Origin of the sequence: Psychrobacter pasteurii (assembly GCF_900162815.1) — a bacterium.
Taxonomy (GTDB): Bacteria; Pseudomonadota; Gammaproteobacteria; order Pseudomonadales; family Moraxellaceae; genus Psychrobacter; species Psychrobacter pasteurii.
In genome coordinates, this window is record NZ_FUGD01000127.1 from 1 (window position 1) to 23,253 (window position 23,253).

Here is a 23,253-nt window from a genome sequence, read left to right on the forward strand (position 1 = left end):
CAAGAGACGTCCGTCAAGGGTGCAGATATTAGTCAGTGGTATTATTGGCGTTGGCAAATAGAATCTTATTTTAAACTGCTTAAAAGTGCAGGACTTCAGCTAGAGTCCTGGTTACAGCAAAGTGGAGACGCTTATTTTAAGCGGTTGTTAATTGCCTCTCAGGCTTGTACGCTCGTGTGGCGTATTATGCAAGCATCTGATAAACAGTCACAAGAGTTTGCTTTGTTTTTAGTGCGCCTCTCAGGGCGACAAATGAAACGGAGCAAACCAATAACCGCACCTGCTGTGATGGCAGGATTGTTCCAGTGGCTTAATTTTACCGAACTGGTAAATCATTATCCCCCTGACCAACTACGTGAATTCGCTGATGCCGCTAGTAAATTTGTGTAGATACCTATGCCCTGAAGTGGGTGGTTTTACGGCGACCGGTGATAAAGATAACTAATAAAAAAAGACGCTTTAAGCGTCTTTTTTTATTATATCCTGCTTTGTAAAGCAACGTATTTAGCTATACACCTAGCTTATTGCTGCTCATCTAGGTGCAGTAGCTGCTCGCTAATCCCCACTGTATTAAACCCGGCATCGACGAATAAGATTTCACCGGTAATGCCTGAGGCCCAAGGTGATAATAAGAATAAAGCGGCGTTGCCCACCTCCATTTGATCCACATTACGCTGTAAGGGAGCAATTTTGGCGTTGACATCCAGCATCTTACGAAATGACTTAATGCCACTGGCCGCCAATGTACGAATAGGCCCTGCAGAGATGGCATTAACTCGAATACCTTCTGCGCCTAAAGAAGAGGCTAAGTAGCGAACACTGGCCTCCAGACTGGCTTTGGCCATACCCATCACATTATAGTTTGGAATAACTGAGGTGCTGCCCTGATAAGTCAGGGTAAGTAAAGAGCCTTGACGCTTAGCTAACAACTCTCGTGAAGCACGGGCTAAAGCCACAAAGCTATACGCTGAAATATCATGAGCAATGGCACTGCCCTCTCTACTGGTTACGTCAGTAAAGTCACCGTTGAGCTCTTCTGCAGGAGCAAATCCAATAGCATGTACTACCCCATCAATGCCTTCTGCCCAATGCTCAGCGACAGCTGCAAAACAAGCTTCAATCTCTACATCAGACCCCACATCACAAGGCAGAACCATATCAGCTGCAAACTGCTCAGCTGCCATCTCTACCCGTTTTTTCATCTTGTCATTGGGGTAAGTCAAAATCAATAACGCCCCCTCTCTGTGCAGTGCTTCTGCAATTGCCCAAGCAATAGACAACTTACTGGCAATACCTGTCACCACAAAACGCTTACCTTGTAATAATTTCACAAACCACTCCCTTATTTTATTTTTTAATTGGCTTAGCCCAAGTCTTTTTGAGGGGCATTTTTTTGAATTCAATATCAAAAATAGAATAATAATACAAAAACTCAAAGTTAAACCACATTATGAGATTTTTTTATGCTGAACTGAAAAATACTCAGCTATTTTTCGACAAAGACCTTTACAATTTATTTGTAGCCGTTAAGCTATAGCATTCTTCTAATTTGCTACTAATAACTATGTGTGATTCTAATTCAAACGCTTCTAATTCAAATCTAGATGCAAGACTGCCTAGTCCTGATCTATACGCCAAACTTATTGCTTCTACTGGTGAGGACTTAAACCGTCCTGGCTTGTTAGATACGCCTACTCGTGCCGCAAAAGCATTCGGCTATTTAACTCAAGGCTATCATCAAACGCTTGAAGAAGTAACCAATAATGCCGTATTTCCGACCGATAACCCAGAGTTGGTTCTAATTCACAATATTGAGTTCTATTCACTATGTGAACATCACCTACTCCCCTTCCATGGTGTGGCTCATGTCGGATATTTACCCGATGGCAAAGTGATAGGTCTATCAAAAGTTGCGCGTATTATTGATATGTTCGCGCGTCGTTTACAAATTCAAGAGAACTTAAGCCAGCAAGTTGCTAATGCTATCATGGAAGTTACTGACTGCCGTGGTGTTGCTGTGGTAATGGATGCCTCTCACATGTGTATGATGATGCGCGGCGTTAACAAACAGCTGTCTAGCACACGCACAACGGCCATGTTGGGTGACTTTAAAACAGACATTCAGGCTCGCAATGAGTTTCTTGCAGCAGTACCTGCATCTAAAATCTAACTTCGCAACCCTTTCACTTTAAAGCTACGTTGCCAGTCTAAACAGATTAGCCAAATTCTTTACTTCGCACACTCGTATCGATAAGCAGTTTTGAATACGGGTGCTGCGGAGCTTGGAATAACCTCTCGGTTGTAGCAAACTCTACACACTCCCCCGCCTTCAGCACCATAATATTGTGGCATAAAGCTTGTACCACGTTTAAATCATGGCTGATAAAAATATAGCTGAGCCCATACTGCTGCTGAATATCTCGCAGTAACTGCACCACATCAACTTGCGTACTACTATCTAAAGCTGAGGTAGGCTCATCTAGGATAATTACCTTAGGCCGCATAATTAGAGCTCTGGCCAGTGCTACCCGCTGACGTTGCCCTCCTGATAACTCATGCGGATAACGATACGCAAAGCTGTGTGGCAGGTTTACTGTGGTTAATGCCTCTAAAACCGCCTGCTCTCGCTGCGCCTTACCTTCCCCTCTGATCAACAACCCCTCTTCAATGATTTGCATAACGTTGAATCTAGGATTAATGCTGGCGAAAGGATCTTGGAACACCATTTGAATGTTGGAACGGAATCGACGCAGCTCGCTATTGCTTAGGCTATTTATATTTAAGTTATCAATAATAATATCGCCATTTACTTTAGCCTGATTAGCTAGCAACCGAGCAAGGGCTAAGGCAATGGTGGTCTTACCAGAGCCTGACTCTCCCACAATGCCTAATGACGTACCTGGGTTAAGCTCAAAGCTTAACGCTTGGACAGCTGACATCCATTCACTCACCCCACCCAGAAGTGATTTCTTTTGTGGAAAAGCAACACAAAGCTGTTTCACCTCAATAACTGGTGAGTTCTCTTTGCTAGCACTGATCTTGAGTGCAGAACCAAAATCTTGACTGATTAATAGTTTTGTATAGGTACTTTGAGGATTATGAAATAGCGTTTTACTGTCTCCGCGCTCAATCACCTTCCCTTGCTGCATCACGATTATTTTGTCACTATAGCGGCGCACTAGGTTTAGGTCATGACTGATAAGCAGCATCGCCATGCCGTGCTGCTTCTTTAAGCGGTCTAGCAACTCTAATATTTCATGTTGAAGACTGACATCTAAGGCTGTGGTGGGTTCATCAGCAATGAGCACTTCTGGATTTTGAGCCAGCGCCATAGCAATCATCACCCGTTGCCGTTGACCTCCTGAAAGCTCATGTGGATAACGGCCTAGCTTAGATTCAGGGTCTTTGATATTGACATCATTTAATAGCTCAAGAATGCGCGGCTTGATTTGAGACTTTGGCGTACCCGCCATACGCAAACTTTCAGCAACTTGCTTACCTACCGTGTGCAAAGGATTCAATGCCGTCATGGGCTCTTGAAACACCATCGCAAGCTTTGTTCCCCGCACAGCTTTAAGCTGTTTATCGCGCATGCTCTGCTTTTTAATCGAGTAACTTGGGGATTGGTTAACCGGTAAAAGGCCCACTGATCGCAACTCAACTTGAGCTTCTATCCGCAAATCCTGTGGTAACAACCCTAGTAAGGCTAAGCTAGACAGTGATTTCCCTGAGCCCGACTCACCAACGATAGCCAGCGTCTCCCCTCGGTTTATCTGGTAAGACAACTTATGAACCAAGATATCATGATCAGCATAAATACTAAGACCATTGACCCTTAATACAGGGGCTGAAGAGACCTTAGAGGATCTATCTTCTACTTTAGGATGGGGATTCGTTAACGTATCAAGCATAGAATGACTCTTAAATAAAAGACCTAGCCTTAATTTAACTCAATTTCACCAAGAAACCTAGTAACTATCATGCCGTTCAACTAAGTCACGTTCCTTCTCTAAGCTTTTGCGAGGATAAAAACGTATCAACAACTTTATACTGCCCTGCCGTTGTCTCCTCACTATACATGGCTTGACGAAACGCATTTGAGTCTTCAATGCCTGACGTATACCAAGCAATATGTTTACGCGAAATACGGCATCCCGAATACTCACCATAAAATGCATATAACTCTTCAAGATGTGTCAGCACAATCTCACGCAGCTCATCAATTGTTGGACCGGGCAACATCTCGCCTGTTTGTAAATAATGCGCAATATCACGGAATAACCACGGCTGACCTTGAGCGGCACGACCAATCATAATCGCATCACAGCCCGTTTGCTCATACACCTCAATCGCCTTTTGTGGGCTATCAATATCGCCATTGGCAATCACAGGAATGTTGACCATGTCTTTCACTTCACGAATCAGCTCATAACGCGCCTGTCCGCCATATTTATCTTCACGCGTTCGCCCATGAATGGCAATAGCCGCAATACCGGCCTCTTCTGCACGCTTCGCCACTCTCAAGATATTCTCTTGACCATTTTCATACCCCAAACGGGTTTTTAGTGTGACTGGCGCATCAACAGCGGCAACGGTTGCATCTAATAATCGGGCAACCAACTCTTCATCTTTTAATAATGCGGAACCTGCCAGCTTACGGCATACTTTTTTTGCCGGACATCCCATATTGATATCGATTATCTGAGCGCCGTTGTCAATTTGATAACGTGCCGCTTCTGCGAGCTTATCAACATCAGCGCCAGCAATTTGTGCGGAAATCGGAGCAATTTCACCATCAAAGTTGGCTCGAAACAATGATTTCTTATGCGCATATAAAGTCGCATCTGCCGTCATCATTTCACTAACCGCGTGCCCTGCGCCAAATGACTTACACAACCGGCGAAAAGGATTGTCCGTCACGCCAGCCATTGGCGCAACCACAAGGCGATTTTTTACCTCAAGCCCACCGATATAAAGCGGCTGCAATAACGGGTGTTGGGTATTATCAAGGGTGTCATTTTGATTCAAGGTCATTTGCCACTCAATAGCGAAAGCTTAGTTGGTTAAGTGTTTAGATAAGTTACCAGAAAAAATGGCTCAATAAATAAAAAATAAAGGCCTGCCCTACTAAAGGCAAGCCCGTATTGTAAAGACTAACACTCAAAACTCAAGTTTTAATCGGTTACATCATCCATCTAGGTGGTGACAGTTGACGGCTATCTCTCTTTATCAAACTCACTTGTAGACTCAACAATAAGTCCTTCGTCATGCATTTCCATGCGCCAAGGCAAACTGTCTGGAGAGATTTCTAAGAAGTTCAGATACTTCTCAAACTGATCAACAATATCATTGATAACCGCATCAGACTGATAGCCATACAAGTCATAAGTCTGACCCCCACGGCGCAGATACACTTCCGCTCTATAATGATGCAGTTGTGATGGTGTCGACTTACCAACCTTGCCCTGTTCGTAATATTCAGGAATATCGTGCTCATCCAGTCGCACTTCGTAGCTAAAGTCGACCCCCTCGCCACGCTGTAACTGCAGGACGGCTCGGCTATTCACCTCATCATATTCAACCAGTGCATTCCAGCCCGAGTCATTGAACTTGTCTGCCACTTGATGCATGGCCGGATCAACCACCTCCCGTATATAAGCAAGCACCTCTGCTCTTTGTGGTTGCTTGGTTAAATAATCAATACGCTCACGCCATGCGCTGGGATGCAATAAATGAGGCGGCAAGCGGTTGTCTTGCGCCAAACTATCTGTACGGTGCTCTTCAATAATCAAGGCACGCCACATACCGCCCATAGAAATTAGCAAAATAATAGCGAATGGCAATGCACTCACAATCGCAACTGTTTGCAACGCTGTCAAACCACCGGCTAACAGCAGCACTGAGGCAACCACACCTTGTATCACCACCCAGAAAGTACGCTGCCATGCCGGGGTTGGACGACCGCCTGACGCAATCGAATCAATCACCAATGACCCCGAGTCAGATGAGGTCACAAAGAAGGTCATAATTAATAATACGGTCAAGTAGGACGCAATTTGGGTAAATGGCAATGCTTCAAACAGCTTGAACAGTGCAACAGACTTATCGGCTTGCACATCGCCAATGAGCGTATCTAGACCTTGCACCATGATTAAGTTCAGGGCAGTATCACCAAAGACCGCGAACCAGAAAAAGGTGAAGATAACCGGCACAAACAACACCCCCAGCACAAACTGGCGAATGGTGCGGCCACGGCTGATATTGGCGATAAAGGTGCCGACAAATGGTGACCAAGCAATGGTCCACGCAAAGATAAACAGCGTCCAGCTGGCAATCCAATCTCCGTGAACATACGCTTGCAAACTAAAGGTGCGCTCTACGATATTGCTTAAGTAGCTACCTGTGTTTTCCATAAATGCGTTGAGGATAAACACACTTGGACCGGCAATAAACACAAACACCATCAAGGCAGTTGCCAATACCACGTTGAGCATAGATAACCGCTTAATACCCTTATCCATACCTGCCAGTACGGAAACAAGCGCTGCCAATGTGATGATGGCAATGGTAATGATTTGTACGCCGGTGCCAATAGGAATCAAATCCGGTAATAGATAATTGAGCCCCGAGTTGATTTGCGATACCGATAAGCCAAGTGTCGTTGCCACACCAAAAATGGTTGCCAACAAGGCGACAACATCGACGCCATGACCAACAGGGCCATAAATTTTATCGCCAATCAACGGGAATAAAGTGGAGCGCATTGAAAGTGGCAAGCCGTGCCTAAACCCAAAATAGGCTAAGACAAGACCGGTAAAGGTATAGATTGCCCAGGTATGAAGCCCCCAGTGAAAGTATGCAATCTGCATCGCCTCTTTGGCAGCAGCAATGGTTTCGGGAGTTGAATTCGGCGGTTCGGCAAAATGCACCACTGGCTCAGACACCCCATAAAACAGCAGCGCAATCCCGTAACCTGCTGAAAACAGCATCGCAAACCATTCGCTGAACTTATAATCTGGCTCAGCATGATCAGGACCAAGCTTAATATTACCGTAAGAGGAAAAGGCCAATACTAAAATAAAGATTAAAAACAGCGCCACTACCAACATATAAAACCAACCAAAAGTGGTGGTGGTATAGGTGAGAACTTGGCTAAACAGCTCTCCAGCAGCATCAGGATTTGAGATAGTACCTATCACTAACAGCACCAACACAATCACCGCTGGCGCAAACACAGGCATTAATATGGTGGACCTAGGGGGCTTTTTTAGCATGAGCTTTATTTTCCTTTTAGTAGACTAATCCTGATGGGTTATGGCATGCCGAAAACATCGTGCCAACTTTTCACTCTGCCATGTGAGTCAACAAAACAACAGGCATGAGATGTCGGCACAATGGGCAAACAGATAAAAATGACGTTGAAAGAACACATCAATTGGCAGTTTCACTTTAACTTCATAATAAAAAAGGGATTACCCTTATTTTCAAGGACAACCCCGTATTTTAAAGACTCACGATTAAATCTCAAGTTTAAAAAAGTTTGATAATGCAATCGCTCTATTTATCGAACTCGCTCTTACTTTCAACAATAAGCCCGTCGTCATGCTCTTCCATACGCCACGGCAGGCTATCTGGAGAGATATTAAGGAAGTGCAAATACTTCTCAAACTGATCAATAACGTCGTTAATGACGGCATCCGGCTTGTAGCCATAAAGATCATACGTCTGACCACCACGGCGCAAGAACACCTCTGCACGGTAGTGGTGAGACTGCGCCACACCGGCATCATCCGACTCATAATAATCTGGGACATCATGTTCAGCCAGTCGCACTTCATACCAAAAATCAACGTCCTCACCACGTTTGAGATCCAGATACACTCGACTATTAACCTCATCATAAGCCACATCAGTCGCCCACCCTTTTTGAGTTAATCTCTCTGAGACTTGCTCCATTGCAGGTTTAACCACTTGTTGAATGTAAGTTAACACTTCAATTTTAGTAGGCTGGTCGGTTAGATAATCCAGACGATCACGCCATGAGCCTGGATTTAATAAGTGAGGTGGCAGACGATTGTCTTGTGCCAAACTTTCTGTACGATGCTCCTCAATAACAAGAGCGCGCCACATACCCACCATCGCAATTAATAACACCACTGCAAAGGGTAAGGCACTGACAATCGAAACCGTCTGCAATGCTGATAAACCCCCTGCTAGCAATAACACAGACGCTAAAACACCTTGTATCACTACCCAAAATGTACGCTGTAACGCTGGAGTTGGTCGGCCACCCGATGCAATTGAATCAATTACCAATGACCCAGAGTCAGATGAGGTGACAAAGAAGGTAATAATTAACAATACCGTTAATGCAGAAATAAGTTGAGTCAGTGGCAAGGCTTCAAACAGCTTAAATAGTGCCACAGCCTGATCGGCCTGAACTTCAGCGATAAGCGTGTCATAACCCTGCTCCATAATCATATGAAGCGCAGTATCACCAAATACCGCAAACCATAAGAAGGTAAAGATACTGGGTACAAATAGCACGCCTAATACGAACTGGCGAATGGTACGCCCACGACTAATCTTGGCAATAAACATGCCGACAAATGGCGACCAAGCAATGGTCCAAGCAAAAATAAACAAGGTCCAGCTGGCAATCCAGTCCCCATGCACATAGGCTTGTAGGCTAAAAGTACGCTCAACAATATTGCCCAGATAGCTACCTGTATTCTCCATAAAGGCATTTAGGATAAATACGGTTGGGCCGGCAATGAAAACGAAGGCCATCAATGAGGTCGCAAGCACCATGTTTAGAACAGATAGGCGCTTAACCCCTTTATCCATACCCGCCAATACCGAAATTAAAGCTGCACCAGTGATCACAGCAATACTAATAATTTGCGGCATAGTGCCAATAGGTACCAAATCAGGTAATAAATAGTTTAAGCCAGCGTTAATCTGTGCCACAGACAGACCAAGCGTTGTTGCCACCCCAAAGATAGTGGCTAAAATAGCAATAATATCTACGATATGCCCCAGTGGCCCATAGACTTTGTCGCCAATGAGGGGATATAAAGTTGAGCGCATCGATAAAGGCAAACCTTGGCGATAGCCAAAATAAGCCAGTACTAGACCTGTAAAGCCATAAATGGCCCAGATATGGAAACCCCAATGGAAATAAGCAATTTGCATGGCTTCTTTTGCAGCGGCCACGGTCTCAGGGGTTGAGTTTGGCGGTGCTGAAAAGTGCATAATCGGCTCTGCCACACCATAAAACAGTAAGGCAATACCGTAGCCTGCTGAGAACAGCATGGCGAACCATTCTAGAAACTTATACTCAGGTTCGGCATGATCGGGCCCTAGCTTAATATTGCCATAGGACGAGAAGGCCAATACCACAATGAACATCAAAAAAAGCGCCACAGCCAGCATATAAAACCAGCCGAAGGTCGTTGTGGTGAACATCAATGCCTGATTAAACAGCTCACCTGCCAGCTCAGGGTCAGAGATGGTTCCGACAACCAATAACAGCAGCACAATGACTGCAGGTATGAACACCGGTATTAAAATGGTGGATTTGGAAGATTTAAACATATAATTTATTTCCTCTAAAATCACATTACCTGACAAAACCTGATAGCAGCCAAAGACGCAATCCAAACAAAGCCAGCTGGGCTGACTGTTTGCTTTTGTACTGTGCCTCAACCCACAATGGTTGACGTGACAGGGTGTTAATCGACCTCCACACAAAGTTGTTATTACAATTGAGATGTAAGTAAAATCGAGATGCAAGATGCAAGCTATGTTTTAAAAAACTAAGCTTAAAATTATTATTTCTATTTATTTATAAGGCATCACGTATTTGTGCTATTCCCCTATTCAACCCAACAGAACCTCATCATAAGTAATGAGTGATTGTTGTGGATATAGACTGAGCATCAAAATGTGTCATGCCAAGCAGTCCATATCCCTGATGTAGACACGGCGCTTTGTATTTCTACTCAGCGCCGTGTCCTTTATTTTATTAAGCCGCTTCTATGGCTTCTCTTAACTGTTTGGCCTGCTCTGCAAGCTCCGCCATATCCGCTTGCGTCGTCGCATGCTTGCCAAGCTCGTGAAAGTTTGCTGGAATCAAGTGTACATGGTAGTGAAATACCGTTTGACCCGCTTCAGCACCGTTAAGCTGCATTTGCATAATGCCATCACGCTCAAATACTTTGCGCTGTGCTGCCATGACCTTTTTAGCCGTCATGAACACGGCACTGGCATACTCAGGCTCTAGCTGCGATAACTCTACAGCTTTTTGTTTTGGGATAATCAATACATGACCTTTGGCCTGAGGCATAATGTCCATAAACGCCAAAGTTTTGTCATCTTCATAGACCTTATGACAAGGTAAATCACCCGCTATAATCTTTGCAAAAATATTGTCATCTTCATAAGTTTTTACGGTCATTTTTTAAGTCCTTATATTGTTTTGATTGTTTTTTTAACCCAACAAGCCGGCCTAAGATTAGACGCCTAATCTTCAAGCTTATAACTCTTTACAACTTTATTAATCCTCAACGCTCATTCATTCTTAAAGCATGTTTACCTTTAATATAGGCTCTTAAATTATTAAGCTTGGCTTGTTTGCATTTATTCAACACTAACTACTGACAAGTTGCAACCCTAATTATCTGAATGCGTGTGTGGCTTGCCAATAGAGTTATAAAAGTGGATATAAAAAAAGAGACCGCATTGCAGTCTCTTTTTATTGTCAATCTATGAGTAATTAGAACACTCGGTTTAACCCGTTTAGAGCAGCAACACGATAGGCTTCTGCCATCGTTGGATAGTTAAAGGTCGTATTAACGAAGTACTCAAGTGTGCCGTTAAGTTTCATTACTGCCTGACCAATGTGAATAATCTCTGAAGCATGGTTGCCATAACAGTGGATACCTAGGATTTCTAAAGTTTCACGGTGGAATAAAATCTTCAGTACTCCAGAACGCTCACCAATGATTTGGGCACGGGCGAGATGTTTAAAGAAAGCCTGACCCACTTCATAAGGAACTTTTTCATCCGTTAGCTCTTGTTCGGTCTTACCGATACTTGAAATCTCTGGAATGGTATAAATCCCTGTTGGCACGCTTGATACTGGCTCAGCATCTTGGTCGCCTACCATGAAGGCAGCAGCACAGCGACCTTGGTCATAAGCTGCAGAAGCCAGTGATGGCCAACCGATTACGTCACCCGCTGCATAGATATTGTCTATTTCAGTACGATAGGTATCGTCAACTTTTAACTGACCCCGGTTATTGGCTTTTAGACCAATTGCCTCAAGGTTTAGACTCTCAGTGTTGCCCGAGCGGCCGTTACTCCACAAGATGGCATCAGACTTAATACGTTTACCACTCTTAAGATGCAGAACCACATAATCATCATGCGTCTCTAACCTCTCAATTTCCTCTTTGTGTCTTACCAACACGCCAAACTGTCTAAAGTCATGCGCCAAAGCATCACTAATCTCTTTATCCAGGTAGCTTAGCAATGAGTCGTGGTTGTTAATTAAGTCAACTTTATAGCCAAGGCCAGTAAAGATAGACGCATATTCACAGCCAATGACACCAGCACCATAGATGATGATTTTTTTGACCACATAATCCATTTGTAGGATTTTGTCAGAATCAAACACACGAGGATGATCAAAGTTTAACAGATCTGGGCGATACGGACGGCTACCCACTGTGATAATGGCTTTATTAAAGGTGATGGTTTCAATGCCTAAGCCATCGGTAAGCTCGATCTGCAAGGTGTGATTATCCACAAAGCTTGCCCAACCATTACGCACTTCAATTTGGTTACGCTCATAGAAACGAGTATGGGTATCCACCTGATTGCGTACCACTTTACGAGCTTTAGTCAACACCTTGTTTAAAGGCACTTGGTAGTAATCTAAGCCTTGAGAAAATAGAGGGTCACGGCGGTAGTTAATTAAGTTAAATACCGACTGACGCAGTGCTTTACTAGGGATAGTACCTACGTGGGCTGAGTTGCCGCCAACTTGACTACGCGCGTCAACCACCACCACTTTTTTGCCAGATTTAGCCAGTTTCATGGCGGCAGCTTCACCGGCAGGGCCAGCACCAATAACTACGGCATCATACTCAAATTCGTGTTTATCGTTTTTGATACGCTCAGAATCACGGGTAAAGCCTGAATTAATACGGATACGGTCTTTGTCCAATGGACTAATTAAGTTGGGATGAAATAGATGATCTTCTCCTGAATCTGCTTTATCTTCAGACTCATTATTTGACGCAGGTGGCGCTACACTTGGTGCACTACCACTATCTTGGTTGGATACTTCGATATCTTGTTTGTCTTCACTGATATCGTTAGTTTCATCACCTTTACGTTTTTTTGACATATCATCCTCTTTAATTATGTACTTCTTCAATTTTTTTAGACCTAATTTTAGGCGCTGCATCATGTTGGCTCTATTATAACAACTTCGCCTGTTAAGTTCATGGCGAAAGTCACTATCCAATGCGACGTTTCAGCCCTGTTATTTGCAAAATTCTTGTGGCAATCTCTTCTACTGACATTTCTGAAACATTCAGGCTAGGAATATTTTGGGTCATGTATATCGCCTGAATCGCACGTTGCTCTTCTTCACACTGTTTATAACTGGCGTAACGACTCCCCGCTCTTCGTTCTTGACGAATTTTTTGTAGTCGCTCTGTATCAATGATTAAGCCAAATAATTTACCTCGATGAGGCTGTAGGGCTTTTGGCAGCTGATTATCAAATAAATCATCTTCTGTCAGTGGGTAGTTGGCCGCACGAATACCAAACTGTAAAGCCAAGTATAAAGAGGTCGGTGTCTTACCAGAGCGAGACACCCCAATTAGGATAATATCAGCCATGTCATAATGACGAGTTCGCGCCCCATCATCATTGTCTAAAGCAAAATGCACCGCATCGATACGTGATTTATAGGTTTCTGAATCCACATCATCGTGGGCATGACCGGAATGAGCATCAGGCTCTACTCCAATTTCATCAGTAATACGTCCAATCAAACCTTCGTACATATCAAGATTACAAGCTTGAGCAGAGTTAATAATCTCTCGAATATCTGGATCAACAATAGTGTCAAATACCAAAGGTAGAATCCCTGTGGTTTGATAAGCCTTATTGATATGCTCGACCGCTGCTTGAGCCATTTCTATGGTATCAACGTAAGGAATGACTCTCGTCTCAAAAGGCACACTAGCAAATTGGCTTAAGATTGAGCGTCCCAAGGTTTCTGCAGTAATGGCGGTACCATCGGATATAAAAAAAGCCACACGAATAATTTGCGGCTTATCTACTGCCAAAGCACTGCGATTTTGAATGGTCGGTTTTGCAGATAGTGAGTTGATTAGATTTTCCATAAAATTCCTCAGCAGGAGCGTATCTTGGTACAAGACTGTAGACAAAATGTCATATTAAATATATTTGGTCATATCTTAACAAATATTAAGGCATTGACTTCCTCCCCTCGCTAAACCGAGGGGATTCCTACCGCTAGACGGTCAAGCCCGACCGCAAGGATATTCTTAGCAGCATTGGTATCTCTATTATGCCATGTGCCACACTCAGCACAAGTCCATCCTCTTATTCGCAAACCTGCTCTACCTTTTGGACTACTGTCACTTATTTTATGGCAGCACGAGCAGGTCTGGGTAGTGTAACTCTCATTTACGATCTCAAGCTGACAACCTGCATGCTTGCATTTGTATTCCAGTTGTCGTTTAAGTTCAAACCATCCTGCATCGTATGTTGATTTAGCCAGCTTGGTTTTCTTATTGGTAAATGAGCGTGATTTAACATCACCGACCACAATTAAGGCGTTGCTCTGCACTAACTGGGTGGTGAATTTATGAATTAAGTCTAATCTTGTATTTTTAATTTTGGCGTGTATTGCTTTGACACGTTTTTTATTGCTAGCACGCTGGGCTACTGCTAATTTATGCGCCCATTTTTGCGTTTGCTTAATAGTAAGTTTATCACCCATTGAGGTAGTAGCAGACTCTTTTACGCCCAAATCAATTCCAACGCTGCCCTTACCACTTACTTGCTTAGGATGGTCTTTAACGGTAATACACGCATACCAACGATTACGACTGTCTTGTACTATCTCAAGCGTGTTGATTTGATATAGGCTTAGGTTGTAGCTATCGAATACCTCTATGATGAGCTTCTGACCTTTAGATAGCGATAGCTGTATGGTTGATTTCAGTCCCTTCTTACCTGTCTGCCTTGTTTGCAAATACTTGATAGCAGATTTTTTAAAAGGTATCCAACCTAGTGATTTACGCTTGGCATCAGGACGGTTGCTGCGCCAGTTAAGTTTGGCTTTTTTAAACTGTTTACGTGATTTAGCGTGAATCTCATTAATTGCTTGTAAGGTCTGACTGTGTAATCCTAAATACTCGCCACTTCCTTTGGTATACTCACTTAGATCATAAGCACTAAAAAACTTACCAGTACGGTTTAAATGCTCAAAGCAAAGCGCATTAACATAGTTCCACACGAAGTTCACTGAACCGCTTAGACGATTCAGCTCTTTTATGTGTTTGTCTTTAATGCGTAGTTTGAGGGTTTTCATATACTTAGTATGCCGAGGTTAATTTCAACTTACAACCCTTTAAGTACTACTCACGACAGTATGTGTCGCCTTATATCCACCCCCTGAAGTGGGTGGTTTTACGGCGACTGGTGATAAAGTGTTTGAGAAGCTTAACAATTATGCAAACCTCTACACTTTAATAGCTGTTCCCCTTAAAAAAGTATCTTTACTTGAGGAAATAGTTGTTGATACAATCAACACAGTGATGGCTCTGAGGTTTATGAGCTTATAACCAATAGTTTCATAATATTAATAAACATTATGAAAACGTTATAATATACAAATCATAAACCACCATAAATTTAATAAATATGATATATTTAGCAAATAATTAGTCCATTGCTTTCAACCCTTTGACCCCTGTAAACTACCCCTTCCCTATTTTCCCTCGTGGACTCCTAATTACTATAAATGTTATAGTTTGCCCACATCACATTACCGTGGATGACAAGCGTTAAGATTTCACCCTTATTTGACTGAATCAACAACGTTAAGCCAGCTGCTAATCACAGCAGGTGTTGACTGACTCAAACAGATAGTTAAAGAGTGATAATCCATACACAATTTAGATGAATAGCGGTATAATTTAGAAAAATAACCTTATTTCCTGGAGTTATCATGACAGCACCGCAAGTTATTACCCTTGACAAGTTAGGCAAAAACGACGTCGAAATCGTAGGCGGTAAAAACGCTTCATTAGGCGAAATGATTAGCCACCTATCAGATCTAGGGGTGAGTGTTCCTGGCGGTTTCGCGACCACAGCTGGAGCATTCAATAACTTCCTGACTGAAACTGGTCTTTTAGACAAAATCAACAACGAACTAAAAGAGTTAGACGTTGATGATGTTAAAAAGCTAACTGAAACTGGTGAGAAGATTCGTAAGTGGATCATCGAGCAAGAGTTGCCAAAATCACTTGAGCAAGAAATCCGTGACGCATTTGAAGTGATGAGTGATGGTGATGATATTGCCGTTGCTGTTCGCTCTTCTGCAACTGCCGAAGACTTACCAGACGCTTCTTTCGCAGGTCAGCAAGAAACTTATCTAAACATCCGTGGTATTGAAAACGTATTAATCGCTATTAAAGAAGTTTTCTCATCACTATATAATGACCGCGCTATCGCTTACCGTGTTCATCAAGGTTTCGAGCACGCTGGTGTTGCCCTATCAGCGGGTATTCAGCGTATGGTTCGCTCAGAAACAGGCGCAGCAGGCGTTATGTTCACCCTAGACACTGAAAGTGGCTTTGATGAAGTAGTATTCATCACTTCAAGCTACGGTCTTGGTGAAATGGTAGTACAGGGTGCAGTTAACCCAGACGAATTCTATCTATCTAAAGCCTTATTAGCAGAAAAAAGACCTGCCGTTATTCGCCGTAACTTAGGTAGTAAGCACCAGAAGATGATTTATGGTGACGAAGGCAGCACGACTCGTTCAGTGAAAACTGTAGAAGTGGAAAAAGAAGAGCGTAACCAGTTCTCTTTAACCAATGAAGAGTTGACTGAGCTTGCAACACAAGCCATCACTATCGAAAAACACTACGGCCAACCAATGGATATCGAGTGGGCTAAAGACGGTGATTCAGGCAAACTATTTATCGTTCAGGCTCGTCCAGAAACTGTTAAGAGTCGTCAAGACCGCAACGTTATGGAGCGCTACCTGATTCAGAGCAAAGACGCTAAAGTTATCTGTGAAGGCCGCTCAATTGGCCAGCGCGTAGGTTCTGGTAAAGTACGTATCGTAAACGACCTGAACGAGATGGATAAAGTTCAAGTTGGCGACGTTCTAGTATCTGACATGACTGACCCAGATTGGGAACCAGTAATGAAACGTGCTTCAGCAATTATCACTAACCGTGGTGGTCGTACTTGTCACGCAGCAATTATCGCTCGTGAGTTAGGTGTACCTGCTATCGTTGGTTGTGGTAACGCTACTGAAGTATTGACTGACGGCCAAGAAGTAACTGCTTCATGTGCTGAAGGTGATACTGGCTTTATCTACGAAGGTCTATTGGATTTCGAAGTTCAAAGTAACTCTATCGACGCTATGCCAGAGCTACCGTTCAAAGTTATGATGAACGTAGGTAACCCTGACCGTGCTTTCTCGTTTGCACAAATTCCAAACGCTGGTGTTGGTCTAGCTCGTCTAGAATTCATCATCAACCGTATGATCGGTGTGCATCCAAAAGCCCTACTTAACATGAACACTTTACCACGTGAAGTGTCTCAAGCTATTAAAGAGCGTATCGCAGGTTATGCGTCTCCAGTAGATTTCTACGTTGACAAGTTAGTTGAAGGTATCTCTACTCTAGCAGTAGCGTTCAGAGAGCAGCCAGTTATCGTTCGTATGTCAGACTTTAAATCGAACGAATACGCTAACTTAATCGGTGGTAAGTTATACGAACCATCAGAAGAAAACCCAATGCTTGGTTTCCGTGGTGCTAGCCGCTACGTTTCAGACAACTTCCGTGACTGCTTCGAGTTAGAGTGTCGTGCTCTAAAACGTGTTCGTGACGAAATGGGCTTAACCAACGTTAAGATTATGATTCCATTCGTACGTACTACTAAAGAAGCTGCTGAAGTCGTTGAAATTCTAGCCAAAAATGGCTTGAAGCGTGGCGAAAACGGTCTTGAGTTAATCATGATGTGTGAGCTTCCAACCAACGCATTATTGGCTGAAGAGTTCCTAGAGCACTTCGATGGTTTCTCAATCGGTTCTAACGACTTAACTCAGTTAACTCTAGGTCTAGACCGTGACTCAGGTATCGTATCTCACCTATTTGATGAGCGTGACGAAGCGGTTAAGAAGCTATTATCAATGGCTATCTCTGAGTGCCGTAAGCAAGGTAAATACGTAGGTATCTGTGGTCAAGGCCCATCAGACCATCCTGATCTAGCTTACTGGTTAATGGAACAAGGCATCAGCTCTGTATCATTGAACCCAGACTCAGTATTAGATACTTGGATGTTCTTAGCGAATGATGACAACGCAAACGCTAATGTTACAGCTAAATAATCTGTAAATACTTACTGTCATAATTTGTGGATTATTGGTGATCAATAGCCCTCATAGCGACCACAAAAATCAACTCTCATTGATTATTGTGGTCGTTTTCATTTAATATTCTAAATAAATATTAAAATTAATAATATTAATGCGCCTACTAAGGCCTTTAATTTTATAAAAAGGTTGTTATATTAATGCAGATTTATCTAGCTAGAAATCAGGTTCAAGCAGGCCCTTATACGCTGACTGAGTTAAACAATATGCTGGCTACCGGTCAAGTGGATCTTAACGATCTTATGTGGCACGCTGGTATGGAGCAATGGAAAACTGTGGGTGAAATGACCCAGGGTCAACTACACTATAATCCCAATGCCCCCACTGCAACCAATACCCCGCCAAGAAGGGTGTCCGTAGCTGAACTTTATGGGAAAAAAGAACCTGAAACTACGGCTAAACCCTCTTCTGAAGGCTCAACGCTTCATACAAATACTGAGCCCAACCGCTTTGTTAGAAAAGCGAGTGCCCTGAAGAAGACTGCTTCAACCACCGCTTTGGCTAACCCTGTCCTTCGCATTGTAGCCACACTCCTTAACTTCTTCTTATTTTCGTTAACCCTTATTCCGATCAGCTCAAATATTGATGCTGATGAGTTTTATGCTCTTTTTGAAAGCCAAGCCACTCAGGTTGAGCTGCTAAACTATATTTACCAGAATACAGCCCAGCACCTGATGACCATGTCAGCGCTATTGGTCTCTGGCTTATTATTGGTTAACGCCATACTTTTGGTGAAAAAAGGTCAAAGTATCGGTAAGTTAATTACCGGCATTCGTGTGGTTAATGCTCAGGACAATCAATTGGCTTCTGCTAACACCATATTGATACGAGCCATTTTGGCCAGTGTTATCTACTATATGACCCCTATCGGCTTATTCTTAGTGATTGGTAGTTTGGTATTAATGTTCATTAACGATAGAAAACAGACCATACACGACAAAGTTTTTAAAACAGTTGTGGTGAAAGCAGACCCAAAACAATTAGAAAAGTAATTAGTTTCCTTTAAATTGAATTTAAAGCTGTTTATTGCGCCAAAACCGCTTCATTTAAGCGGTTTGTATTGTAATTACAGCATTTGTTTGTTAAAATTATCCGCTTTAATTTACACACAAATATAATATTCCAATTTGGTGTTAATGACATTTTTGTAAAAATGTTTGAGCTTTAGCTTTATTTAATAGGTACTTTAATTATTAATAAGGGTACTTATAATAAACAAGCACAAACAGTAACCGGATTGGCTGCTCTGGTATTTGCAAGGTGTCAACTAACTATTAAGCTAGCCAATGGATAGTCTCAGATCCATAATGGCTAAAATAGGAAAGCTTATAAAAAGCTTTATTTGTAGGAATTGGTATTATGCTAATCTCTACATTTAATAAGTTATAAGTTTTGTGTTATTTTACAAATAGAATTTTGCGTCAGCCAGTTTATACTATAAACTACTGATTTTTATATTCATCAGTATTCATTACTGAATCCTACTTTAGTAATTAAACTCTACCAAGGAGACATCCGTGGCTAACTCAGCACAAGCTCGTAAACGCGCTCGTCAAAACAACACTCGCCGTCAGCACGCTGCATCACAGCGTTCAATGATCCGTACTTACATCAAAAAAGTAGATGCCGCTATCTTAGCTGGTGACTACGAAGCAGCTACTGCAGCTTACAACAAAGCTGTACCTGTAATTGATCGTATGGCTGACAAAGGCGTTATCCATAAGAACAAAGCTGCTCGTCATAAGAGCCGTTATAACAAAGCAATTAAAGCACTTAAAGCTTAATTGATTTGCTATAAATAAAAAGAAGCCCCTAGCTCATTAGAGTTAGGGGCTTCTTTTTTGGCTAGATTTCTAAGCCAATATTAGGGTTTATATATAGTGATGCTAAGTTTTATAATAGTGATAAGCTTTAGGGTAATATCAGGCTTTGAGTCGGTACTTCAAATTTCTCACCGCGCCAAATAAAATTAGCCGTGGACTCCTCAAAAGGTTTGTCATCGAACCACAAAAACATCCCCTCCATCATCTTTGGCCAATCATCCCAAGTGATTTCTTTATGTTGACGCATCACTCCTATAAAGGCTGCTAATAAAGTATCGTGGCTGACCGCTAGCGATAAATGCCCTGGATTAGGCTGAGATTGGTATAACACAGATAGCAGATCTAATCCGCCTTGCTTAGCAGGTTTGGTACTGCTAGAAGCATCTTGTAAAAAAGTATTGATAAAGTTTAAGGCCCCAATTCTCTTGAACTCTTCATTGGCTTTATCAGCATCTGTCACTAGGCTACCAGGCTCAACCAGGAGCGGCTCATGAGCGATGGGCTGTCTAACCCCTGCTCCTTCTTGCATAAGCTTGGCAGTATCCACACAGCGCCATATTGGGCTAGCTATGCTATGGGTGTCCATAGAGTATGGCAAATACTCAGCAAGCCAGCGTCCCCAAGATTTGGCCAAGACCCTACCTTGAGGGGTTAGTGGTAAATCATAGCTGGCAAAACCTTGACCATTAGATCGCTCTCTTAAAGAGTGCCTGGTAAATAAAATCAATCGCTCATCTTGATTAGGTAGGTGCTTTACTGAGTGCAGCATACTAGGCGGCAAATGGGCAGGCGCTGGTGCACGGGCAGGCGGCTCTTTATTATCGGCATTAGAGACCTGTCCTGCTGTAAGTGGAGGCTCTCCAAATTCAGGCTGATTCGTTGACTCTCCTACTTGAGCTTTGGCTATAGAGGTCTTATCTTGAGCCGTAACCGACAGACTCTCATCAAACTGTGTCTTGGCTTGCGTTATTTTATGGTTATATTTTTTAGTCATAACTCAACCGTATCAAACTTCTACCACCTTTGACCAGCTAAATTCTAGTTGAGTACTGCTAACCTCACCCGGATAAGCTCTAGGATTAACAATAACGCGTGTTTTGCCTTCAACGTAATCGAAAGCTTCATGAGTATGACCATGCAACCACAACTTTGGTGCCCAGTCCTGATGCATCCAAGAGCTTAAATCCGTGACAAAAGCGGCATTGCTTGGCCGACCTGCGTATTGCTCAGAGACGGATCTTGGGGTCACACTATGGTGAGTCATGACTACCACGCACTTACCTTCGCTGTGAGCTTCAATCAACGCCTGCTTTAGCCAGGCTCTATGGCGCTGATGTATTTGGACAGACATCTCTGGTGAGAATAGCTCAGCTCCAGCCATTATCTGGCGATAATCGCGCATAAAAGCCATAACCGACTCTCGAGTCTCAGAGGTGGCCTCGAACTGATAATCCGTCCACAGCGTACACCCTAAAATACGTATCTCACCAAAATCAAGCTGTTGACACTGCAGAAACCTCAAGCCTTTTGATGAAGCTTTATCAAAAGTATCCCACTGACTCAACTTGTCATCCAAAGCAAACACATCTTCAGAGAAGTATTCATGGTTACCTGCAATGGTAATCACTGGTTTGTTATTCAACTCAGCTTGTTGCTGTAACCACTGCATACCTGCATCACTATTGGCCGTATCTCCAGCCACTAATATCAAGTCAGCATCCGTCTGGGCAATAGTCCCTAACGGCTTTTGACGCTTAGCATAGCTGTCAATATGTAGGTCACTTAATACTTGAAGTTTCATAAAATCTAATAATAAAGCCTGAGGAGTAAAAACTTATAGTAATTACTTTAAGCTGTCTAAGATCTGAGTCATCTTATGAATCGGATCAGCAGCTTGGGTAATTGAGCGGCCAATGACTAAGTAATCAGAGCCATTTTGCATCGCCTCACTCGGGGTACAAATTCTCTTTTGGTCATCTGCTGAGTCTTCTGCCATACGAATGCCTGGGGTAATTAGCTGAAACTGTTGACCACAAAGCTGTTTTAATCGGCTGGCTTCTTGGGCAGAACACACCACACCATCCAATCCTGCTTCTTTGGTCAACAACGCCAGACGCTCTACCTGCTCGGTCACTGCCACATCAACACCAATACCTTTTAGCCCCTCTTCTGTCATAGAGGTTAGCACAGTGACTGCTATCAATAAGGTATCATGGCCGGCATCCACTAAGCGCTTCTTTGACTCCTGCATCGCTACCAAGCCTGCACTGGCATGAACGTTCACCATCCATACCCCCATATCTGCAGCAGCCAATACTGCCTGTGCAGTTGTGTTTGGGATATCATGGAACTTTAAGTCCAAAAACACTTCAAATCCACGACTATGCAACTCATTGATGATTTGCGGCCCACAACGAGTAAACAGCTCTTTACCTACTTTAACCCGGCATAAGCTTGGGTCTAACTGATCAGCCAACTGCAATGCCTCATTTAATGAAGCTTTATCAATGGCGACAACAATGGGGGAATTAGGACGGATTAAGTCTGGGGTAACCTGTTGATTCGTCTGCTGAAGTTGAGTCACACTGTCTCCTACAATAAAAGTCTTTGTTATAACCGTGGATTGTCATTTTAAGGGGTAGAATACTAAATAGTATATAGCAGCCTTGACAAAAAAAACGACCCTTAGGCTAATGCCAGTCAGTTAAGCAAGAGACTTAGCGGAGATATGGTTTTTTAAAACCAGATGACTCCATAAATATGGGGCTCTAGAAAAAACAAATTTCACGATTCTGCTATAAAATCTCTTAACTGACAGGCATTAACCCTTAGGCCGTTTTTTATAAATTTTGTCTCTAGTCTGTACTTATTGCAAATAACTTGCTGTAAGTAACTTGCTCTAATTAGAGGTAAACTATCTAACTGTCGTGGTGTCGATCGGATCAACATGCAGCTCTGCGTCAGTAGCCACTGTTTGATCAGCAACTGTAGGCTGCGATAGTTTTTCAATTTCAACTTGCGACTGTGTTAGTTTGTCCTGCAGACGTTTGTTCTCTTTATTCAAGCGACTGATTTCCCATTTATTTTGGAACACTCTAAATAGCAATAACGACAATAGCATGCCGATAAGCACCCCAAGGAACAGACATAGAATGAGTAATAACCCTAGGTTCATTGCTGGGGCTTGAGTGAATAATAAATTCACTGCAATCTCACTGCTGTTGGTCAAGACCAAGCCTAAAGAGTAACCGAAAACTAAAAACAATAATATAATAAGAACAAAGCGCATAACTACCTCTAAATCATCAAAGTCAAATTTATGTACGTATATTTTTTTATAGGTGGACTTATTGACCTACTCCCACCACCAAACCTAGAGGTTATGGTGAGGGAATCTTTGCGACCCATAGCAACCTAAGTTGCCACCTTTCGCCATGCCACCTACGCTGATAGGTATAGGCATGGGGGAACTCTTTACACAGTAGCAAGTCCTGCTACATCAGCTAACGCATGTTGGCGTATATTATTGCTTGCATTGATATCACGGTCATGCTGTGTTTGACAGCTAGGACACGCCCAATGACGCACCGATAACGGCAAGCTGTCTAATTTGTGATGGCAATGCGAGCAAATTTTAGAACTGGCAAAAAACCGATTTACTTTTAGAACATTTTTGCCGTACCACTTAGCCTTGTAAGTAAGCAGAGT

Annotated in this window: 18 protein-coding genes and 1 pseudogene; 5 read left to right on the forward strand and 14 right to left on the reverse strand. The window is 42.8% G+C overall.

The annotated features are described in order from the left end of the window. A pseudogene (locus A1232T_RS11265) lies at window positions 1-390 on the forward strand (transposase); the annotation flags it as partial. A 131-nt stretch (window positions 391-521) separates the two neighbouring features. Here A1232T_RS11265 and A1232T_RS11270 read toward each other — a convergent pair. Then, window positions 522-1,331, reverse strand: a complete 810-nt coding sequence (locus A1232T_RS11270; RefSeq protein ID WP_077449500.1) for an enoyl-ACP reductase FabI — start codon at window positions 1,329-1,331, stop codon at window positions 522-524. 233 nt (window positions 1,332-1,564) lie between these two features. Between A1232T_RS11270 and folE the strand changes: the two genes are divergently transcribed. Beyond that, window positions 1,565-2,170, forward strand: a complete 606-nt coding sequence (gene folE / locus A1232T_RS11275; RefSeq protein WP_208606950.1) for a GTP cyclohydrolase I FolE — start codon at window positions 1,565-1,567, stop codon at window positions 2,168-2,170. A gap of 46 nt (window positions 2,171-2,216) precedes the next feature. Here the strand turns inward: folE and A1232T_RS11280 are convergent, their stop codons facing one another. The 8 genes from A1232T_RS11280 to A1232T_RS11315 form a co-directional block, all read right to left on the reverse strand. After that, window positions 2,217-3,911: a dipeptide ABC transporter ATP-binding protein gene (locus A1232T_RS11280; protein ID WP_077449501.1), complete on the reverse strand. Its 1,695-nt coding sequence runs from the start codon at window positions 3,909-3,911 to the stop codon at window positions 2,217-2,219. A gap of 85 nt (window positions 3,912-3,996) precedes the next feature. Next, window positions 3,997-5,034, reverse strand: a complete 1,038-nt coding sequence (dusB, locus tag A1232T_RS11285) for a tRNA dihydrouridine synthase DusB (protein ID WP_077449502.1) — start codon at window positions 5,032-5,034, stop codon at window positions 3,997-3,999. 182 nt (window positions 5,035-5,216) lie between these two features. After that, the gene (locus A1232T_RS11290) at window positions 5,217-7,274 is read right to left on the reverse strand and encodes a BCCT family transporter (protein WP_077449503.1); all 2,058 of its coding nucleotides are present in this window, start codon (window positions 7,272-7,274) and stop codon (window positions 5,217-5,219) included. Between the two features lie 283 nt (window positions 7,275-7,557). Then, on the reverse strand, window positions 7,558-9,597 hold the full coding sequence (locus tag A1232T_RS11295) for a BCCT family transporter (RefSeq protein ID WP_077449504.1): 2,040 nt from the start codon (window positions 9,595-9,597) through the stop codon (window positions 7,558-7,560). A 430-nt stretch (window positions 9,598-10,027) separates the two neighbouring features. Further along, on the reverse strand, window positions 10,028-10,459 hold the full coding sequence (locus A1232T_RS11300; RefSeq protein WP_077449505.1) for an HIT family protein: 432 nt from the start codon (window positions 10,457-10,459) through the stop codon (window positions 10,028-10,030). Window positions 10,460-10,777: 318 nt separating this feature from the next. Further along, complete coding sequence (gene sthA / locus A1232T_RS11305) at window positions 10,778-12,415, reverse strand: Si-specific NAD(P)(+) transhydrogenase (protein WP_077449514.1); 1,638 nt, start codon at window positions 12,413-12,415, stop codon at window positions 10,778-10,780. 112 nt (window positions 12,416-12,527) lie between these two features. After that, on the reverse strand, window positions 12,528-13,424 hold the full coding sequence (ppsR, locus tag A1232T_RS11310) for a posphoenolpyruvate synthetase regulatory kinase/phosphorylase PpsR (RefSeq protein WP_077449506.1): 897 nt from the start codon (window positions 13,422-13,424) through the stop codon (window positions 12,528-12,530). Between the two features lie 110 nt (window positions 13,425-13,534). Further along, window positions 13,535-14,641, reverse strand: coding sequence for an RNA-guided endonuclease InsQ/TnpB family protein (locus A1232T_RS11315; RefSeq protein ID WP_077449507.1), 1,107 nt, complete (start codon window positions 14,639-14,641; stop codon window positions 13,535-13,537). A 639-nt stretch (window positions 14,642-15,280) separates the two neighbouring features. Here A1232T_RS11315 and ppsA point away from each other — a divergent pair. The 3 genes from ppsA (at window position 15,281) to rpsT (ending at window position 19,506) form a co-directional block, all read left to right on the forward strand. Beyond that, window positions 15,281-17,677, forward strand: coding sequence for a phosphoenolpyruvate synthase (gene ppsA / locus A1232T_RS11320; protein ID WP_077449508.1), 2,397 nt, complete (start codon window positions 15,281-15,283; stop codon window positions 17,675-17,677). A gap of 185 nt (window positions 17,678-17,862) precedes the next feature. Further along, window positions 17,863-18,714, forward strand: coding sequence for an RDD family protein (locus A1232T_RS11325; protein ID WP_077449509.1), 852 nt, complete (start codon window positions 17,863-17,865; stop codon window positions 18,712-18,714). Window positions 18,715-19,239: 525 nt separating this feature from the next. Continuing rightward, window positions 19,240-19,506, forward strand: a complete 267-nt coding sequence (gene rpsT / locus A1232T_RS11330) for a 30S ribosomal protein S20 (protein ID WP_007393743.1) — start codon at window positions 19,240-19,242, stop codon at window positions 19,504-19,506. A gap of 127 nt (window positions 19,507-19,633) precedes the next feature. Here the strand turns inward: rpsT and A1232T_RS11335 are convergent, their stop codons facing one another. The 5 genes from A1232T_RS11335 to A1232T_RS11355 all read right to left on the reverse strand — a co-directional run. Then, a complete protein-coding gene (locus tag A1232T_RS11335; protein ID WP_095532776.1) occupies window positions 19,634-20,314 on the reverse strand; it encodes a histidine phosphatase family protein in 681 nt (226 codons plus the stop codon). 237 nt (window positions 20,315-20,551) lie between these two features. Further along, entirely contained in the window at window positions 20,552-21,346 is a 795-nt protein-coding gene (locus A1232T_RS11340) for a metallophosphoesterase (protein WP_077449511.1), read from the reverse strand. Between the two features lie 42 nt (window positions 21,347-21,388). Continuing rightward, a complete protein-coding gene (gene pyrF, locus A1232T_RS11345) occupies window positions 21,389-22,084 on the reverse strand; it encodes an orotidine-5'-phosphate decarboxylase (protein ID WP_077449515.1) in 696 nt (231 codons plus the stop codon). Window positions 22,085-22,459: 375 nt separating this feature from the next. Next, window positions 22,460-22,834 (reverse strand): lipopolysaccharide assembly protein LapA domain-containing protein, encoded by a 375-nt coding sequence (locus tag A1232T_RS11350; RefSeq protein WP_077449512.1) that lies wholly within the window; start codon window positions 22,832-22,834, stop codon window positions 22,460-22,462. Window positions 22,835-23,019: 185 nt separating this feature from the next. Then, window positions 23,020-23,253: zinc ribbon domain-containing protein (locus A1232T_RS11355; protein WP_143513991.1), on the reverse strand; the 234-nt coding region annotated here is incomplete at its 5' end.

What these genes read in the sequence shown, in the direction of transcription:
- A1232T_RS11350 (WP_077449512.1), bottom strand. Translation starts at nt 22,834, where the DNA reads ATGCGCTTTGTTCTTATTATATTATTGTTTTTAGTTTTCGGTTACTCT.
- ppsR (WP_077449506.1), bottom strand. Translation starts at nt 13,424, where the DNA reads ATGGAAAATCTAATCAACTCACTATCTGCAAAACCGACCATTCAAAAT.
- dusB (WP_077449502.1), bottom strand. Translation starts at nt 5,034, where the DNA reads ATGACCTTGAATCAAAATGACACCCTTGATAATACCCAACACCCGTTA.
- A1232T_RS11290 (WP_077449503.1), bottom strand. Translation starts at nt 7,274, where the DNA reads ATGCTAAAAAAGCCCCCTAGGTCCACCATATTAATGCCTGTGTTTGCG.
- A1232T_RS11335 (WP_095532776.1), bottom strand. Translation starts at nt 20,314, where the DNA reads ATGCTGCACTCAGTAAAGCACCTACCTAATCAAGATGAGCGATTGATT.
- sthA (WP_077449514.1), bottom strand. Translation starts at nt 12,415, where the DNA reads ATGTCAAAAAAACGTAAAGGTGATGAAACTAACGATATCAGTGAAGAC.
- ppsA (WP_077449508.1), top strand. Translation starts at nt 15,281, where the DNA reads ATGACAGCACCGCAAGTTATTACCCTTGACAAGTTAGGCAAAAACGAC.
- A1232T_RS11300 (WP_077449505.1), bottom strand. Translation starts at nt 10,459, where the DNA reads ATGACCGTAAAAACTTATGAAGATGACAATATTTTTGCAAAGATTATA.
- folE (WP_208606950.1), top strand. Translation starts at nt 1,565, where the DNA reads ATGTGTGATTCTAATTCAAACGCTTCTAATTCAAATCTAGATGCAAGA.
- A1232T_RS11280 (WP_077449501.1), bottom strand. Translation starts at nt 3,911, where the DNA reads ATGCTTGATACGTTAACGAATCCCCATCCTAAAGTAGAAGATAGATCC.
- A1232T_RS11325 (WP_077449509.1), top strand. Translation starts at nt 17,863, where the DNA reads ATGCAGATTTATCTAGCTAGAAATCAGGTTCAAGCAGGCCCTTATACG.
- A1232T_RS11340 (WP_077449511.1), bottom strand. Translation starts at nt 21,346, where the DNA reads ATGAAACTTCAAGTATTAAGTGACCTACATATTGACAGCTATGCTAAG.
- A1232T_RS11315 (WP_077449507.1), bottom strand. Translation starts at nt 14,641, where the DNA reads ATGAAAACCCTCAAACTACGCATTAAAGACAAACACATAAAAGAGCTG.
- A1232T_RS11295 (WP_077449504.1), bottom strand. Translation starts at nt 9,597, where the DNA reads ATGTTTAAATCTTCCAAATCCACCATTTTAATACCGGTGTTCATACCT.